Source organism: Candidatus Methylomirabilota bacterium (assembly GCA_027293415.1).
In the GTDB taxonomy this organism is placed as follows: domain Bacteria; phylum Methylomirabilota; class Methylomirabilia; order Methylomirabilales; family CSP1-5; genus CSP1-5.
Map to the genome: position 1 here is coordinate 1 of JAPUFX010000142.1, position 14,894 is coordinate 14,894.

A 14,894-nucleotide genomic window follows, 5' to 3' on the forward strand; every position below is an offset into this window, starting at 1 on the left:
GGGAGGCGTCACGAGGGCGTGATCCACCTTGGACACGTCGGTCGCACAGAGACCACATCCGCTGACCTTGACCAGGAGCTCCCCCGGCCCGATCTTGGGCAGGGGAAGCTGTTCCAGGCGAATCTGCCGATTCCCCTGGTAGACCGCCGCATTCATCGTTTCAATATTGCGCCTCACCATCTTCCCTTTCGCGTTGACCAATTAGTGTTGGCGGTTGACCCACCACCAATGACCGACGACCGATGACCGCAAATCGTTGACGGATGAAAACTCTGTGAGACGCCGAGGAAGAAAGAAGAAAAAGGTTTTTCCTGTCATCGGAAAACGGTAATCGGTCATCGGGTAACGGTCGTCGGATAACGGTCATCGGATTTTCGCCCAGGTGGTAACGGCGATCTGGAGTTTCCGGGGACTGGATAGGGCAGCGCGCCCGTCGAAAACCCGGTAGTCCTTTTGCACGATGGTCTCCAGGGTCTCCCGGTAGATTCTTCCCATGATTTCAGCGGCCACCATATTTTTCCGATCTTCAGGTGTGAGACTGTCCGCCGCCCGCCGGAAGTGCTCGCGGGCTCGGTCCGCCTCAAAACGCATGAGGGGGAAGAATTCGGGGGTGTACCGGCAGCTCAGGAGATCTTCCTCCCGGTAGCCGAATCGCTGCAGGTCCTCTTGGGGCAGGTAGATGCGCCCCCGTTGACCGTCCATTTTCATGTCGCGGAGGATATTGGTCAGCTGCAGGGCCAGCCCGAGATTGATCGCATACTCCTTGGTGGACTCCCGGCTATAGCCAAAGATCTCGATGCAGATCAGGCCCACCACCGACGCCACCCGATAGCAATAAGTGTAGAGGTCGGCGAAGGTGGCATATCGGCTGATGGTCAGATCCATTTCCACCCCGGCGACGAGCTCCTCGAAATAGGCCTTGGGAATCGGGTAGCAGTTCAGACAATCACGGAGCTGTGTGGTAATCGGATGGGTCGGCTGACCGGCGTAGCACCGGTCGATCTCCTCTCGCCAACCCTTCAAGCGTTCCGCCTTTTCCGTCACGTCCCCGGGATCGTCGGCGATATCATCCACCACGCGGCAGAAGGCGTACACGGCATAGATCGCCTCTCGTTTTGGCCGGGGGAGGAACCGGAAGGAGTAAGAAAAGCTGGAGCGACTCTTTCTGACGAGTCGGGCAGGCGTCTCGGACATACCTTATGCCTTTCGGGAGACGATGTAGCGGGCGATGTCACGGAGGGGATCTGCCCGCTGGTCGAACGAGGCAATGGCATTCAGCGCCTCCTCCAGGAGGCGCTGGGCCTCCCGTTTGGCTTCGTCAATCCCGACGAGAGCCGGGTAGGTGGCCTTGCCTCGCGTGACATCCCCGCCCCCCTTCTTTCCGCGCAGTGCTTCCTCTCCCTCGATGTCCAGAATGTCGTCGGCGATCTGAAAGGCGAGGCCGACTGCCTTTCCGTATTGCGTGATCGCCTCGAGCTCTGCTGCGGTTGCACCCCCCAGGTGGGCCCCGGCCCGAAGGGTACAGAGCATGAGGGCCCCTGTCTTATGCGTATGGATGTAATGGAGGAACGGCAACTCGACGGCCTTTCCCTCTGACTGGATATCCACCGCCTGTCCCCCGACCATTCCTTGCGACCCGGCGGCAAGGGCGATCTCGTGGATCACCATCCGGAGGAGGCGTGGATCGAGGTGGGCGACGTATGCAGGATTCGTCAGGAGGGCAAAGGCCTCGGTGAGAAGCCCATCCCCGGCCAGGATGGCCATGGCCTGGCCGAATACCTTATGACAGGTGGGGCGACCGCGTCTGAGATCGTCGTCGTCCATGGCGGGGAGGTCGTCGTGAACCAGAGAGTAGGTGTGAATGTACTCGAAGGCGCAGGCGACAGGCAGGACATCCTCCGCTCTCCCTCCCACCGCCTCAGCGGCGGCGATGGTGAGGATCGGCCGGAGGCGCTTTCCCCCCGCGAAGAGGCTATAGTGCATGGCCTCGTGCAGCTCGGGGGGCAAGGTCTCTTCCCCCGGTGTAAAGCGCTTTAGGCCTTCCTCCACCAGGGCTCGCCGATGTTCGAGATACGCCTTGAGATCCACTGATCCTCCCGCCGTCATGAAACGGGACACACCTCTCCTTATTATACGCCTATACCCCCCCTTTCCGGGGGGCATATCCATGGGCCCAGAACCATTCCACCGCCTCTCGGAGTGCTTCCTCGACCGGCGTCTGAGGCAGATGGAGTTCGCGGACTGCCTTTGACGCATCGAAGAACATGATCTTGCGCGCTATGCGGACACCGGTCAGCGGAATCGGGGAATCCTGGCGGCGCACCCGGGCATACAGCTCGGACGCGCCGGCGGCCAGGAGGGCCACCGGATAGGGGATCCTCCAGCGGGGGGCGGGGACCCCGGAGATCCGCTCCAGCATGTGAAAGATCTCGCGCAATGTCAGATTGGTGTTTCCCAAGACATACTTTTCTCCGACCAGTCCTTTCTGGGCTGCCAGGATGTGACCCCGGGCTACATCCCGCACATGGATTAGGTTGAGACCGGTGTGGATGTACCCAGGCATCTGTCCGTTGAGGTAGTCCACGAGTGTCCGGCCGGTCGGGGTCGGCTTGACATCCCACGGCCCGATGGGGGCGGAGGGATTCACGATGACAACGGGCAGTCCCAGGCGTGCCATCCGCTCTGCCTCACGCTCGGCCAGAAACTTGGAGCGCTTGTACGCGCCGATCATGTCACTCAGGGTGACCGGGGTATTCTCGCTCCCCGGGACCCCATCCTTGGGGATTCCCAGCGCCCCGACCGTGCTGGTGTACACCACCCGCTCTATCCCTACGTCAAGAGCAACCTCCAGGATGTTTCGCGTCCCCTCCACATTGGCCCGGTACATTTCGGCCGCGTCTTTTTCGGAAAGGCTATACCGGGCGGCTACGTGGTAGAGAACCTGGCACCCGTTCAAGGCCTGCCGAAGCAGCTCCCGGTCCTGGAGGTCTCCAGGAATCACTTCGACGTCGAGGTGCTCGATGGTGGTTCTGGGAGTTCCGGGTCTGGCTAGGACCCGAACGGCGGTCCCGTCTTCAAGAAGCTCCCGGACGAGATTTGCCCCGACGAAACCGGTTGCCCCCGTCACTAGTGCCTTCATACCGTTGTCTCCATAACCTTCACGCTCCCAGCGACTTCACAAGGGCCTCGATGCCCTGAGCGAGCCGGCGGGTGGCCGGACGAAGTTTGGAAGCGAGGTGGAGCAGCCGAGGGATCCGGGAGGGTTGGCGGAGGAGAGAAATGGCGAGAGATGCAGGGTTCAGGCGGCCATCCGGTTTCAGTAAGTGCCTCCCTTCAGTCGCCCAGGGCGCGGACGGGGTATCCGAGACGACTCGGATGGCCAGGAACGGAACCCCATGACGCTGCGCCGCCTCGGCAAGGTGGGCGCTCTCCATCTCCACCGCGAGGATTTCCGGCTCCGCCCGTCCCTGTATCCCGTCGGCCGGGGTGACGACTTCATCGACCGTGAGGATGGTGCCCACGTGGACGGGACAATCGATGGTCTTAAATGCGCGAGATGCAGATTCCAGCAAGAAGGGGTCGGCGGGAAAGGACCCGGTATTTCGGACCACCTGCGAGCCGATGATGATGTCGGCGAGGCCAATCTCAGGCCTCAGTCCGCCACAGAATCCTGCCGACAAGAGGAGCGAAGGCGTCTCAAGTGAAGTGAGGGCGCGGGCTGCTCCATGAGCGCCCATCCCCGCCTGAATGAGGAGCAGCCGACCTCCCCATCCATGGTACCGGGTGACCCCGTCCAGGACCTCGGACTTCGTGAGGCCAAGGTGCTTCGCTAAGGGGGTGGCCTCCCATGGAAGGGCCACGACGATGGCCACCGCACCGGGAGCCAATCGACTCACTTCGCCGCCCTCCGGACGCCGTCACTCCACATTCCGAGCCGAAGCAATATCGCTTTAAAGATCCCCACGGGCCTCGGCCTCAGCGCGAGTCCTCTCCGCTTCGGCCTTGCGCATCGCTTCGCTCTTGGCGACCCAGCCCTCCCAAGATGTCCCAAAGGCGGTGTCTTCCCCCGTAAATTCGACAGCCACAATATCGGTGTACTGTATCGCCTTGGTGCCGGGCTCGTCCTTGGGGAAAAGCAGGATATACGGATCGGTCCCTCGCGTCTCGCGGGTGAATATGTACCCTTCGATTCGGCTCCCGTCCTTGAGCTCGAGTGTCACATCACCTCGATAATCGAAGGCCGCCTCGATCACCTCAAACAACCCCGTCTGCTTCGTAAACCGAAAAGACCGGCCTTCCCACTGAGGTCTCTCCGATCCATGGCTCTTCGTTTCCTGCGGCATGGGCCTTTCACGCCTCTTATTGCAAGTTCGGAAGGAGCGTCAACTTGGCGGTCCGGGCAAGTCCCGACCATGAACTGAACGTATCATCCACTGCACTGGCTTCATAGCCGCAGTGGACCATGCAATCGGCGCACTTCTCATTCCTCCCGGTGCCGTACCGGTCCCAGTCGGTGGTCTCGATCAATTCCTTGAAGGTCGCCGCGTAACCGTCTTGGAGCAGATAACAGGGTCTCTGCCAGCCAAAAATATTGTAGGTGGGATTGCCCCAGGGTGTGCACTGGTAGTCCCGCTTGCCCATTAAAAATTCGAGGAACAATGGGGACTGGTTAAAGTCCCACTGCTTTTTGCGATTGGTGAGGATCGCCGCAAAGAGCTCCTTCGTGCGATTTCGTCGAAGAAAGTGCTCCTGATCTGGGGCCTTCTGGTAACTGTACCCGGGCGAAATCATCATCCCCTCGACGCCGAGGTCCATCATGTCGTCAAAGAATAGTCGGACGCGGTCGGGATTGGCCCCTTCGAAGAGGGTGGTATTGGTCGTGACTCGGAAGCCACGCTTGAGCGCCGCCTGGATCGCCTTTACCGCAATATCGTAGACCCCGTTCCGACACACGGCCATGTCGTGTTCTTCTTTGAGGCCGTCCATGTGCACGCTGAACGTGAGGTATGTGGACGGCGTATACTCGGGGAGCTTTCGCTCCATGAGTAGAGCATTGGTACAGAGGTAGATATACTTCTTGCGCTCGATGAATCCCCGAACGATCTCGGGCATTTCGGGATGGATGAGGGGCTCACCGCCCGGGATACTGACGATCGGCACCCCACATTCTTCTGCGGCTGCCCAGCACTCTTCGGGCGTCAGGCGTCGGTTCAGCACATGTTCGGGGTATTGAATCTTTCCGCAGCCTGCACAGGCCAGGTTGCACCGAAAGAGGGGCTCGAGCATGAGCACGAGGGGATAGTGTTTGTTCCCGCGCAACTTTTGACGGAGGACGTACAATGTAACGGTCAACGCTTGTGACAGAGGAACTGCCATATCGTGTGGCCTCCTATCACCGTTTTATTCCCCTCCGGGGTCCGATCATTCGCTTCGATGGATTCCCTCAAGGGAACTGCTTAGTTGGGGTTCAGGTCCTTCCAGACTGCCTCTGCGGGAAGCGACCCTCTACCATTCGTGGGCATGCCTCCCCCTAATATAACGCCTTCCCGTGCCTCAAGATTCCCGCCGAGCGAGCAGCTCTGGCCTTGCCGCCATCGCATGACGATGGTAGTGGCCAGGAGTGCCGTCAAGGGGCCGTAGATGGAGAGGCCGACGAGGAAGAGGGTCTTTTCCCCGATCATCCAGGTCACGGTGAGCATAAACCCCAGGACGATGTAGTAGAGGCCCGGTCCATAGAGAGGACGGAGTGGGAGCTGCGCCGCCCAACGGGGTGGTTCGTCTGTGACCCGCCGCTCGAGCAGCGTAAAGAGGATCATGATCGTGGAGCCCACCACCGCCCATCCGACAAAGTTGGAGACCGGGACCCCAAAGTAGGCACCCGGCTCGGGATAGTAGAAGATCTGGCCGAGGAACCAGCGGTCGCCTCGGAGAGCAACGGGGTCGATGACGATATCGATCAGGACAAAGAGGACCACGGTGAGCAGGAAGACGGGGCCCCCCAACCGCCCTTGGACGGGAAGGGAGACGTTGCGCCATCCGTTTCCCTCCCGGGACAACGGGAGGAGCGCCAGGCAGGCGAGCGTCCAGCTCGCATAGGCCAGGAAGATGAACGAGAGGGAGTCCATGAAGGGAACCCCGGCGATCCACAGCTCTCGGTCCACTGTCGTCGGAACATAGTGGTAGAGGCCGAACGGAATCCCGACCCGAATCGAGAGGGCTTCGGCGGCGAAAGCGACGCCCCACCCTACCACGGTAAAGAGAAGAGTCCGGCGCCATCCCATATCAGCCACGGCGGCGAAAAGATAGAGGAGCAAGAAGGCGAAGACGTATGGTCGTAACAGGATCGTCCCGACGAGTAGAACAAAGAAAGAGTCCATCGTAGGTCCTTCATCATCGGGTGGGAGATACGCGTAAGGCCTTAGCGTAGATGGAATTCCGGGATTTTGCAACGAAAAAATCATCCTGATGACGCGGAACTCCGTGATCCGGCGAGGGCCACGGGGATCGGGGATATCCAAGGGTACGGGCATGTTCTATTTCCCCCCCCGGTCGTCCTTGACATCTGCGGTCTCTTATAATAGAAGAACCGGGGTCTATTTTCCTTCGGGCCGGGTCAGTTTTTCGTGCTTGCCACTGATGTCCCTAGTGAGTAGAATCGAGTTTTTAGGGTCGAGGGCTTTCGTGGGATGGCACTCGCAATCTCTTTGAGGACGAGGCGTGGGGCTCGTGCGCTTGCTCGGAGGGTGGTTTTTGCGTTTCCTCCGCGATGGGGGGCGGATGGTGATATTTCTCAGCTCTGCCCTCTTGTGGATGTTTCGCTCTCCGCTCAAGTGGCGCCGGATGATTGGCCGGATCCACTTCATCGGCGCGAAATCCCTCTCCGTGATTGTGCTGACGGGGGCCTTCACCGGAATGGTCCTCGGTCTCCAAGTGTTCCATACGTTGAGGAAGTTCGGCTCGGAGGGATTCCTGGGCTCGGTGGTGGCCCTGTCCCTGATTCGGGAGTTAGGGCCCGTCCTGTGCGCCCTCATGGTCACGGGGAGAGCCGGCTCGGCCCTGACGGCTGAGATCGGCATCATGCGCATCACCGAGCAGATCGATGCGCTCACCGTGATGGCGTTAAATCCTATGCGTTATCTCGTCGTCCCGACCATCCTGGCCGGCCTGATTGCGTTTCCCCTTCTCACGGCCATCTTTGACGTGGTGGGGATCTACGGGGGGTATCTCGTGGGGGTGAAGCTCTTGGGGGTCGCAGGGGGGACCTATTTCGGGGAGATACAAACGTATGTGGACTTCGAGGATATCACCCAGGGGATCCTCAAATCGTTGAGCTTTGGGCTGCTGATGACGTGGGTCTGCTGCTACAAGGGATTCCACACCGAGTACGGGGCAGAGGGCGTGAGCCGGGCCACCACCGAGGCCGTGGTCATGTCTTCGGTGTTGATCCTGATCTGGGACTACTTTCTGGGCTCGGTCCTGTTATAGCGTCGGGGCGAATGGTCACGATTCGCAACCTACATAAGTCCTTCGACGGGCAGCGGGTCCTTCGCGGTGTGAATCTCGAGGTGGCCCAGGGGGAGATCCTGGTCGTCATCGGCCGGAGTGGCGAGGGGAAAAGTGTTCTCCTGAAGCACCTGATGGGCCTCCTCCAGCCGGATCAAGGGCAGGTTCTTATCGGCGGTGTGGAGATTACTCGACTCCAGGGGCAGGCCCTTGACCGCGTCAGAGAGCGCTCCGGGGTGGTCTTCCAAGGGGGAGCGCTCTTTGACTCGTTGACCGTCTATGAGAACGTGGCCTTTCCGTTGCGGGAGAAAACCCGCCTTCCCGGGGAGGCTATCCGGGAGAAGTGCCTGTCCCTTTTGAAGCAGGTGGGCCTGGCGGACATGGGACACAAGTATCCGGCCGAGGTGAGCGGGGGGATGAAGAAACGGGTGGCCCTGGCCCGCGCCCTGGCCATGGAGCCGGAGATCATGCTCTTCGATGAACCGACGACCGGTCTCGATCCGATCATGGTCAATGCGATTCACCGGCTGATCCTTGACCTGCATCGGCGCGTCGGCTATACGGCCATCATGGTCAGTCACGAGATCCCCGAGATCTTTGGTATTGCCGACCGCGTGGCCATGTTGCATAAGGGGGTGGTGGTCGAGGAGGGACCCCCGGAGGTGATACAATCCTCCACCAATCCGGTGGTCCGACAGTTTATCAGCGGCGATCCAGAGGGTCCGATCCAGCCGGACTGATGGGAGCGTAGGATGAGACGCGTGGATCTCGAGGTGGTCGTAGGCATCTTCCTGCTGATAGGCATCTTTGCCCTCGGGTATATCTCTGTTCGGCTGGGCAAAATGGAGGTCTTCGGATTGGGAGGATACGTGATCTACGCAGACTTCCCCACCGTCGGCGGATTGAAGGAAGGGGCCAGTGTCGAGATCGCCGGGGTGGGGGTCGGTCGGGTCCAGGACATTACGTTGGTCAACTACCGGGCGAGAATCACGTTGCTGATCGACAATGGCATCGAGCTGCAGGAGGATACCATCGCCTCTGTCAAGACGAAGGGGCTTATCGGCGAAAAGTATGTCCAGCTCAGCCCCGGAGGGTCCGATGAGATTATCGCTCCGGGAGACAAAATTCGTGAGGTGGAACCACCCCTTGATCTCGAGGAGATGATCGGCAGTCTTATCTTTGGAAAGTTTTAGGGGCCGAGAAACTCTTGTGCCGCAAAGGAGGAATTCCGTGGCCACATATATAGTGTCTGGTCTCTGCTTTCTCCTGCTCCTGTTGGCACCTGTTTCGGCAGCCGCTCAAGGTAAGCCCCCCGGTGAAGGGAAAGGGAAGTTGGTCATCAGTCTCCAGGACGCCATCAAGCGGACGCTGGCCGTGAGCAATAGGATTAAAGAATCCCGCGCCGGTGTGGACGCGAGCCTCAGCTTAAAGGGACAGGCTGATGCCGCCAGGTGGGCACAGATCGACGCGAACCTCTTCGGGGGCCCGTCCACCAAAAACGAGCTGAGAAGCGATACGGGGATCATCGACTCCAAGACGACGACGAGCGACATCAAGGTCAACGGCGTCTTTGGCCGGGCCGTCATCCGCGTGGTCCAGCCCCTGTACACCTTTAATAAGATCGGCTCCTTCCGGGAGGCGGCCAGCCGGGGTGTGCGGGTGAGCCAGGCTGCCGTGGGTCAGCAGGCCTCCGAAGTCGTCCTGCAAGTCAAGCAGGCGTATTACGGGGCCCTACTGGCCAGTGACACGCGGGCATTCCTCAAGGGCCTCCTGAAGGACGTCCGAGATTCCCTGAAAACGACCGAACGACGGGTCGAGGCGGGGTCTGCCGCAGCGACGTTAGGGGACGTGTACCAGTTGCGCTCCTTCGCGGCGAGGATCGAGAAGGGGATTGCCGATGCCGGGGAGGGGCACACGATCGCCATGGATGGACTTCGCACACTCATGCAGCTGGAACCAGGAGTGCAGTTCAAATTGGTGGACAGGAACCTCACCGCCGCCGCCGTGGCCCTCAGGAGGGTCGAGGACTATGAGCAGACCGCCGATGAGATCCGCCCAGAGTTCGTGCAGCTCAGGGAGGGGATCAAGGCCCGGGAGGCCCTGGTGGAGGCCGCTGTTGCCGACCGGTATCCGATAATTTTCGCCGCGGCCTTGGCGGATGTGGCTGGGGCGACCAATCGCGATCGGAGTCGCGTCCCGATCATTACCGATCCATTGATGCACACACAGGGCGGGTTTTTCCTCGGCCTCAATTGGCACTTCGACTTCGGGATCACGGAGGGGAGGATCGACGAGGCCAGGGCAGAGCACATGCAGCTGATCTACAAGAAGGATTTTGCTGATCTGGGGATCCCCTTCCAGGTGCGGAAGGCATACGAGGAGTTCCAGACGGCCACAGCGAACATCAAGAACACCAAGGACGCCTACCGGAATGCCCGGCGGTGGCTGGTGACGGCCGTGGCGAATCTTGACCTGGGCATCGGTGAAGTCGTTCAGCTCACCCAGGCGTTCATTCTCTATATCGAGTTTCGGGTCGAAAACTTCAGGGCCATCCACGCTCAGCGCATCGCCCTCGCCAACCTGGACTTTGCGACCGGGGAGGCTGTGAGGAGCTTCACAGTGCAATAGGACGTGTGGGCGGGGCGAACAGGGGCGCGTGAACTCATCAGGAAGGGGGAGAAGATGAGAAAGGTGATGCGGAAGGCCTTGATCCTTTGCGGGATGAGTGCCCTGGTCATTTCGTCCTTGTCCTTCGCCCAAGCCGGGCCGACGGCACAGGTGAGGGGCACGATTGACAGGGTCCTCGACATCTTGAGGGACCCGGCGCTGCAGGGCCCGGAGAAGGAGGGGGTCCGGGTAAAACAGATGAGGAAGATCATCTATGCCCGGTTCGACTTTTCGGAGATGGCGAGACGCTGCCTCGGCACGCATTGGCGCAAGCGGACTGCCCAGGAGCGGGAGGAGTTCGTGGCCATCTTTTCCGATCTCTTGGAGCGGTCGTACCGCAAGAAGATCGAACACTATACCGATCAAGAAATCATCTATACCAAGGAGCGGGTGGACGGGAAGTATGGGGTCGTCAGCACCGTGATCTCTGACAGAGAGGAGAATGTGGAAATTCCCATTGATTACAGGGTTATCCGTCGCAACGACCAGTGGAAGATCTACGACGTGGTGATCGATGGCATCAGCCTGGTCAGCAACTACCGGAGCCAGTTCAACCGCATCATCCAGAGGGGCTCGTATGCCGAGCTTGTCAAAAAGATGCGGGTCAAGCAGGAGGTCGAAGCAGCGGAAGAGAGCACCGCTTCCAGACGAAAACAGTAAGCGGAGTTCCAGGGAGGATCAGTACCGATTATGGCCCGGCGGTGGTCCCGTGTGATTCTGAACTCTCCTCGTGTCGTCCTCCTCCTGACGAGTCTGCTCGCTGTGCTCTCTCTGCTGGTCGCGGCGCGTCGGATGGAGATTCGCCCAAGTCGGGCGGAGCTGGTCTTTACCGATCAGCGGCTTGCCCAACTGAAGCGGGCCTATAAGCGGGAGTTTCCAGACCGGGATGGCGTCGTTGTGGTTGTGGACGCCACGGATCTGTCCCGGGCAAAGCAGTTTGTCTCGAGCCTGGCCGTGCGACTCCAGAGTGACCCGGAGCACATCGCTGAGGTGTTTTATCGGGTCGACGAGGCCCCGTTCGAGGCTCATTCCCTCCAGTACCTGACTCCGGAGGAGCTGGAAGAGGTCCACGGCAAAATCGATGACCACCGCGAATTGATCCGGGACGTGACCACCGCACCGGGGCTCAACACCCTGTTTGCGGGCATCAACCGGGAGATGGGTCAGGCCCTGGTCGGGCATTTCTTTACCGGCTTCCTTGAGGAGGAGAACAAGTCGGAGGAGGTGGATCTCGTATTCCTCAACTCCATGCTCCGGCAGGTCCTGGACTGGTCGAACGGCGTTCGCTCCTTCGGTTCACCCTGGGGCGCGTGGTTGGGTACCGGCAAGGAACCGGTCTCGGAGGGGTACCTGCTGACCGCCGGAAAGCGGTATCTCGTTCTCCTGACCAGTATCCGGGAGACGGGCGGGCAGAGCCTCGTCCCGAGCCGGGAGTCGATCGAGCGGATCCGGACGGCCATCGCCGAACTCCGTCGAGAGTACCCGGGCATTGAGGCCGGGGTCACCGGGTCCGACGCACTGGCGTCGGACGAAATGGTGACCGCGAGACGGGATGCCACCGTGGCCACCATCCTCGCCATCGTGGGGGTGACCTTCCTCTTTATTATGTTCTGGAGAAACATCTTGACCCCCCTGCGGGCTCTGCTCAGCCTGGCCGTGGGGGTGTGTTGGACTTTCGGCTTCATTTCCCTGACTGTCGGCTCCCTCAATATCCTGAGCGCCATGTTCATCCCGATCCTCATCGGCTTGGGCATCGATTATAATGTCCATCTCTTGGAGCGCTTCAGGGAAGAGCGGGCAGCGGGGTACGACCCTGGTGAGGCGTTGGAAAACACCTTCCGAAAGGCGGGCGCGACCACTGCCACGGGGGCGATCACGACGGTGGTCGCTTTCTATAGCCTGCTCCTTACCAATTTCAAGGGCCTGGTGGAGCTGGGCTTCATCACGGGCAGTGGCCTGCTCCTCTGTCTCGGGGCGGCCTTCACGGTCCTCCCCGCTCTGCTGGTCCTGCAGGAGGGGCGGGCGGGGACGTGGACCGTTGCACGACCGACGGCGTTCTTGAACATGTTCGACGGGTGGAGTCATCATCCGCGGATCGTCATTGTCGGGGCGGCCCTGCTGGTTGCGATCTCCCTTCCGGCCCTCGGCAAGATTCAGCTCGATTTCAACCTCTTGGAACTCCAGGCGCGTGGGACGGAATCGGTAGATTGGGAACACCGGCTTCTGGCCGAAGGGGGAACCTCCACCTGGTATGGGATCGTCCTCGCTCGGTCGCCGGAGGAGGTGGAGGCCAAGACAGGCAGCCTGGAGGCGCTTCCGTCCGTGGACCAGGTTGAGTCCGTCTTCTCGTTCCTCCCGGAGCAGCCCGGGGAGAAAATGGGTGCCATTCGGGCGCTCAGGACTCCGCTCGAGAAACTTCCTGCCGCCTTTGGAGGTTTGGAACCGGTCAACCTCAAGAGGCTGCAGACGACCTTTGAACGGATGCGATTCAAGCTGGGAGACAAGGAGCGCTTCTCCTCGGCGTCCGATGAGGAGCTGGAACAAGCCCGGGGGCTTCTCGACGCCCTCAGGGCCCGGCTTGGAGCCGGCAATCCTGGTGAGCTGACACGGGCTCTGGCTGCGTACCAGACCGAGCTCTTTGCCGACTTCGAGCATAAGATCACCGTGCTCCGCAAAAATCTCCAGGCGAGCCCGATGACGGTAGCGGATCTGCCACGAGATCTCACGGATCGTTTTGTCGGGAAAGAGGGGACCTATCTGCTCAAGGTATTTCCCCGGGGGAATATCTGGGGGCGGGAAAGCGTCCAAGAGTTTGTGAGCGAGGTCCGGTCCGTGGACCCGGATGCCATGGGGGATCCGATCTCCGCCTGGGAACACGGTACCACCATGGAAAGAGGGTACCTGCGCGGCGGTCTGTATGCGGCGATCGCAATGGGGGTGGTCATCTTCTGGTCCTTCGGTAGCCTGGCGCACTTGCTCTTGGCCATGCTCCCCCTCGTCGTGGGGGGGGCCTGGACCCTCGGGATCATGGACCTTTTCCAAGTCAACTTCAATCTGGCGAATCTCATTATCCTCCCCTTGATCGCGGGGTACGGGATCATGAACGGTCTTCACATCGTCAAGCGGTATCAGCAGCAGGGGGGGAAGGGGCCCATCGTCGCCAACAGCACCGGTCGGGCGGTCTTCCTCTCTGCCACCACCACCATGGTGGGCTTTGGGAGCCTGATGGTGGCGAGCCACCGGGGGATTTTCAGCCTTGGCTTCCTCTTGTCCGTCGGGGTGGGGAGCATCCTGCTAGCTTCGCTGACGGTGCTGCCGGCCCTGCTCTGGAGCTTTTACGGCATGAAGAAGACCGAGGCCGCGCGGGAGGTTCCTCAGGCGGTCCTGTATTCCAAGGGGTCCTGGCAGCCACCTAAAGGGGGGAAGCAATGATGAGCGATCCCACCCCACGGAGGCCACGCGTGATTTTCCGCATCTTCTGGCTCGGGATCCTTTGCCTGGGCGTTGCCCTTCCGGTTTCGCTTAGAGCGAGTGAAGGTCAGCCCGTGAATCGGGTGCGGGATACCCTGGAAACGGCCCTGCGCATTCTCAAAGATCCCGCCTTGCAGGGTCCAGAGAATGAAGCGGCACGAAAGCAGCAGGTTCGGCAGCTGATTGCCGACCGCTTTAACTACTTGGAAATGGCGGAGCGATCCCTGAATTCCCATTGGGGCGAACTGACCAGGAAGCAGCGCCAAGAATTCGTGAGCCTCTTCGGGGATCTCTTTGAACGCTCCTATAGCCGCATGATCCTGCATTCGCTCCCCGACCAGCGGATTACGTACACGGGAGAATCGATGAACGGGACACACGCCCTGGTCAACACGATTCTCGTGGATAAGCGAGGCGATCGCCTGCCGGTCGATTATCAACTCGAGCGGCGCAAAGGCCGCTGGGAGCTGTTCGATGTGGTCATCGACGGGGTGAGTATTGTCTCCAATTATCAGTCACAATTCAACAGGATCATCGAGACCACCTCGTTCGATTCGCTGGTGAAGAAAATGCGCGTCAAACAGCAGGAGGAATGATTCCGTCTTTTCACGTCACGAAGATCAGGGGGGGCGAATGCGACGGCCGTACGGATCGCTTCTCTTGGCAATGGCCCTGGGGATGCTCCTCCTTCCAATGCAGGGGTGGGCAGCGGGTGATGGCCCGGAGTCATCCAAGCAAGAGAGCGCAGCCGCCCCGGCTCGGCTGTTCGGATCCGGCAAGCAGGAAATTGCCATCACGGTCGGATACGCGTTTCCCTTACCCGTCGGAAACACGACCCCTGAGATCGATGACCTTCAGTATGTCTTTCTGGCCCCGCGGTGGGGTATCGGCATCACCGACCCCCTGGGGGGGGAGGCCTTTTACCGGGGGAACTTTGAGCTGCTGTTGGAAGGGCAGTTTTTCTTCGAGACCGAGCCCACGGGCGGGTTCGCGGGGGGATTCGCCTTGCTGTTCCGGTACAATTTCCTTCCCGAAGGCAAATTCATTCCCTTTGTGGAGGCCGGGGCGGGCGTTCTCAGTTTGGACTTCGATGTGGCGGGTCAGCGGGACGGCTTCAATTTTTCACCCCAAGCCGGGTTGGGCTTTCATTACTTCGTCTCTGAGAATACGGCACTGACCGGCGAATGGCGGTGGCTCCATATTTCGAATGGCGACACCCGCGAGCCGAACCTTGCCATCGACTCGAGCCTGTT

16 protein-coding genes are annotated in these 14,894 nt (G+C 60.3%); 8 read left to right on the plus strand and 8 right to left on the minus strand.

The window, feature by feature from the left end:
• The 8 genes from O6929_10425 to O6929_10460 form a co-directional block, all read right to left on the minus strand.
• Window positions 1–180, minus strand: a 180-nt coding sequence (locus tag O6929_10425; protein MCZ6480803.1) for a Zn-dependent alcohol dehydrogenase, incomplete at its 3' end; no start/stop codon positions are given.
• Between the two features lie 183 nt (window positions 181–363).
• Entirely contained in the window at window positions 364–1,194 is an 831-nt protein-coding gene (hpnD, locus tag O6929_10430) for a presqualene diphosphate synthase HpnD (protein MCZ6480804.1), read from the minus strand.
• A 3-nt stretch (window positions 1,195–1,197) separates the two neighbouring features.
• Window positions 1,198–2,088: a polyprenyl synthetase family protein gene (locus O6929_10435; GenBank protein MCZ6480805.1), complete on the minus strand. Its 891-nt coding sequence runs from the start codon at window positions 2,086–2,088 to the stop codon at window positions 1,198–1,200.
• Window positions 2,089–2,137: 49 nt separating this feature from the next.
• Complete coding sequence (locus tag O6929_10440) at window positions 2,138–3,139, minus strand: NAD-dependent epimerase/dehydratase family protein (protein MCZ6480806.1); 1,002 nt, start codon at window positions 3,137–3,139, stop codon at window positions 2,138–2,140.
• Window positions 3,140–3,158: 19 nt separating this feature from the next.
• Window positions 3,159–3,896: a 5'-methylthioadenosine/S-adenosylhomocysteine nucleosidase gene (locus O6929_10445; GenBank protein MCZ6480807.1), complete on the minus strand. Its 738-nt coding sequence runs from the start codon at window positions 3,894–3,896 to the stop codon at window positions 3,159–3,161.
• 54 nt (window positions 3,897–3,950) lie between these two features.
• On the minus strand, window positions 3,951–4,343 hold the full coding sequence (locus O6929_10450) for a hypothetical protein (protein MCZ6480808.1): 393 nt from the start codon (window positions 4,341–4,343) through the stop codon (window positions 3,951–3,953).
• A 16-nt stretch (window positions 4,344–4,359) separates the two neighbouring features.
• On the minus strand, window positions 4,360–5,376 hold the full coding sequence (gene hpnH, locus O6929_10455) for an adenosyl-hopene transferase HpnH (protein MCZ6480809.1): 1,017 nt from the start codon (window positions 5,374–5,376) through the stop codon (window positions 4,360–4,362).
• Between the two features lie 80 nt (window positions 5,377–5,456).
• Window positions 5,457–6,377 (minus strand): carotenoid biosynthesis protein, encoded by a 921-nt coding sequence (locus tag O6929_10460; protein ID MCZ6480810.1) that lies wholly within the window; start codon window positions 6,375–6,377, stop codon window positions 5,457–5,459.
• Between the two features lie 400 nt (window positions 6,378–6,777).
• Here O6929_10460 and O6929_10465 point away from each other — a divergent pair, with 400 nt between their 5' ends.
• The 8 genes from O6929_10465 to O6929_10500 all read left to right on the plus strand — a co-directional run.
• Window positions 6,778–7,485 carry an MlaE family lipid ABC transporter permease subunit gene (locus O6929_10465; GenBank protein ID MCZ6480811.1) on the plus strand — a complete coding sequence of 236 codons (708 nt, stop codon included), beginning with the start codon at window positions 6,778–6,780 and terminating at the stop codon, window positions 7,483–7,485.
• An 11-nt stretch (window positions 7,486–7,496) separates the two neighbouring features.
• On the plus strand, window positions 7,497–8,243 hold the full coding sequence (locus O6929_10470; protein ID MCZ6480812.1) for an ABC transporter ATP-binding protein: 747 nt from the start codon (window positions 7,497–7,499) through the stop codon (window positions 8,241–8,243).
• A 12-nt stretch (window positions 8,244–8,255) separates the two neighbouring features.
• Window positions 8,256–8,696 carry an outer membrane lipid asymmetry maintenance protein MlaD gene (gene mlaD, locus O6929_10475; GenBank protein ID MCZ6480813.1) on the plus strand — a complete coding sequence of 147 codons (441 nt, stop codon included), beginning with the start codon at window positions 8,256–8,258 and terminating at the stop codon, window positions 8,694–8,696.
• 37 nt (window positions 8,697–8,733) lie between these two features.
• Window positions 8,734–10,131 (plus strand): TolC family protein, encoded by a 1,398-nt coding sequence (locus tag O6929_10480; GenBank protein MCZ6480814.1) that lies wholly within the window; start codon window positions 8,734–8,736, stop codon window positions 10,129–10,131.
• A 54-nt stretch (window positions 10,132–10,185) separates the two neighbouring features.
• On the plus strand, window positions 10,186–10,830 hold the full coding sequence (locus O6929_10485) for an ABC transporter substrate-binding protein (GenBank protein ID MCZ6480815.1): 645 nt from the start codon (window positions 10,186–10,188) through the stop codon (window positions 10,828–10,830).
• 30 nt (window positions 10,831–10,860) lie between these two features.
• Window positions 10,861–13,602 carry an MMPL family transporter gene (locus O6929_10490; protein ID MCZ6480816.1) on the plus strand — a complete coding sequence of 914 codons (2,742 nt, stop codon included), beginning with the start codon at window positions 10,861–10,863 and terminating at the stop codon, window positions 13,600–13,602.
• A gap of 29 nt (window positions 13,603–13,631) precedes the next feature.
• On the plus strand, window positions 13,632–14,237 hold the full coding sequence (locus O6929_10495; protein ID MCZ6480817.1) for an ABC transporter substrate-binding protein: 606 nt from the start codon (window positions 13,632–13,634) through the stop codon (window positions 14,235–14,237).
• A 37-nt stretch (window positions 14,238–14,274) separates the two neighbouring features.
• Window positions 14,275–14,894 (plus strand): acyloxyacyl hydrolase (locus tag O6929_10500; protein MCZ6480818.1); only part of this gene is annotated, 620 nt, incomplete at its 3' end.

Coding starts and splice junctions, on each gene's coding strand:
- hpnD (MCZ6480804.1), bottom strand. CDS start 1,194: ATGTCCGAGACGCCTGCCCGACTCGTCAGAAAGAGTCGCTCCAGCTTT.
- O6929_10440 (MCZ6480806.1), bottom strand. CDS start 3,139: ATGAAGGCACTAGTGACGGGGGCAACCGGTTTCGTCGGGGCAAATCTC.
- O6929_10450 (MCZ6480808.1), bottom strand. CDS start 4,343: ATGCCGCAGGAAACGAAGAGCCATGGATCGGAGAGACCTCAGTGGGAA.
- hpnH (MCZ6480809.1), bottom strand. CDS start 5,376: ATGGCAGTTCCTCTGTCACAAGCGTTGACCGTTACATTGTACGTCCTC.
- O6929_10460 (MCZ6480810.1), bottom strand. CDS start 6,377: ATGGACTCTTTCTTTGTTCTACTCGTCGGGACGATCCTGTTACGACCA.
- O6929_10465 (MCZ6480811.1), top strand. CDS start 6,778: ATGGTGATATTTCTCAGCTCTGCCCTCTTGTGGATGTTTCGCTCTCCG.
- O6929_10470 (MCZ6480812.1), top strand. CDS start 7,497: ATGGTCACGATTCGCAACCTACATAAGTCCTTCGACGGGCAGCGGGTC.
- mlaD (MCZ6480813.1), top strand. CDS start 8,256: ATGAGACGCGTGGATCTCGAGGTGGTCGTAGGCATCTTCCTGCTGATA.
- O6929_10485 (MCZ6480815.1), top strand. CDS start 10,186: ATGAGAAAGGTGATGCGGAAGGCCTTGATCCTTTGCGGGATGAGTGCC.
- O6929_10490 (MCZ6480816.1), top strand. CDS start 10,861: ATGGCCCGGCGGTGGTCCCGTGTGATTCTGAACTCTCCTCGTGTCGTC.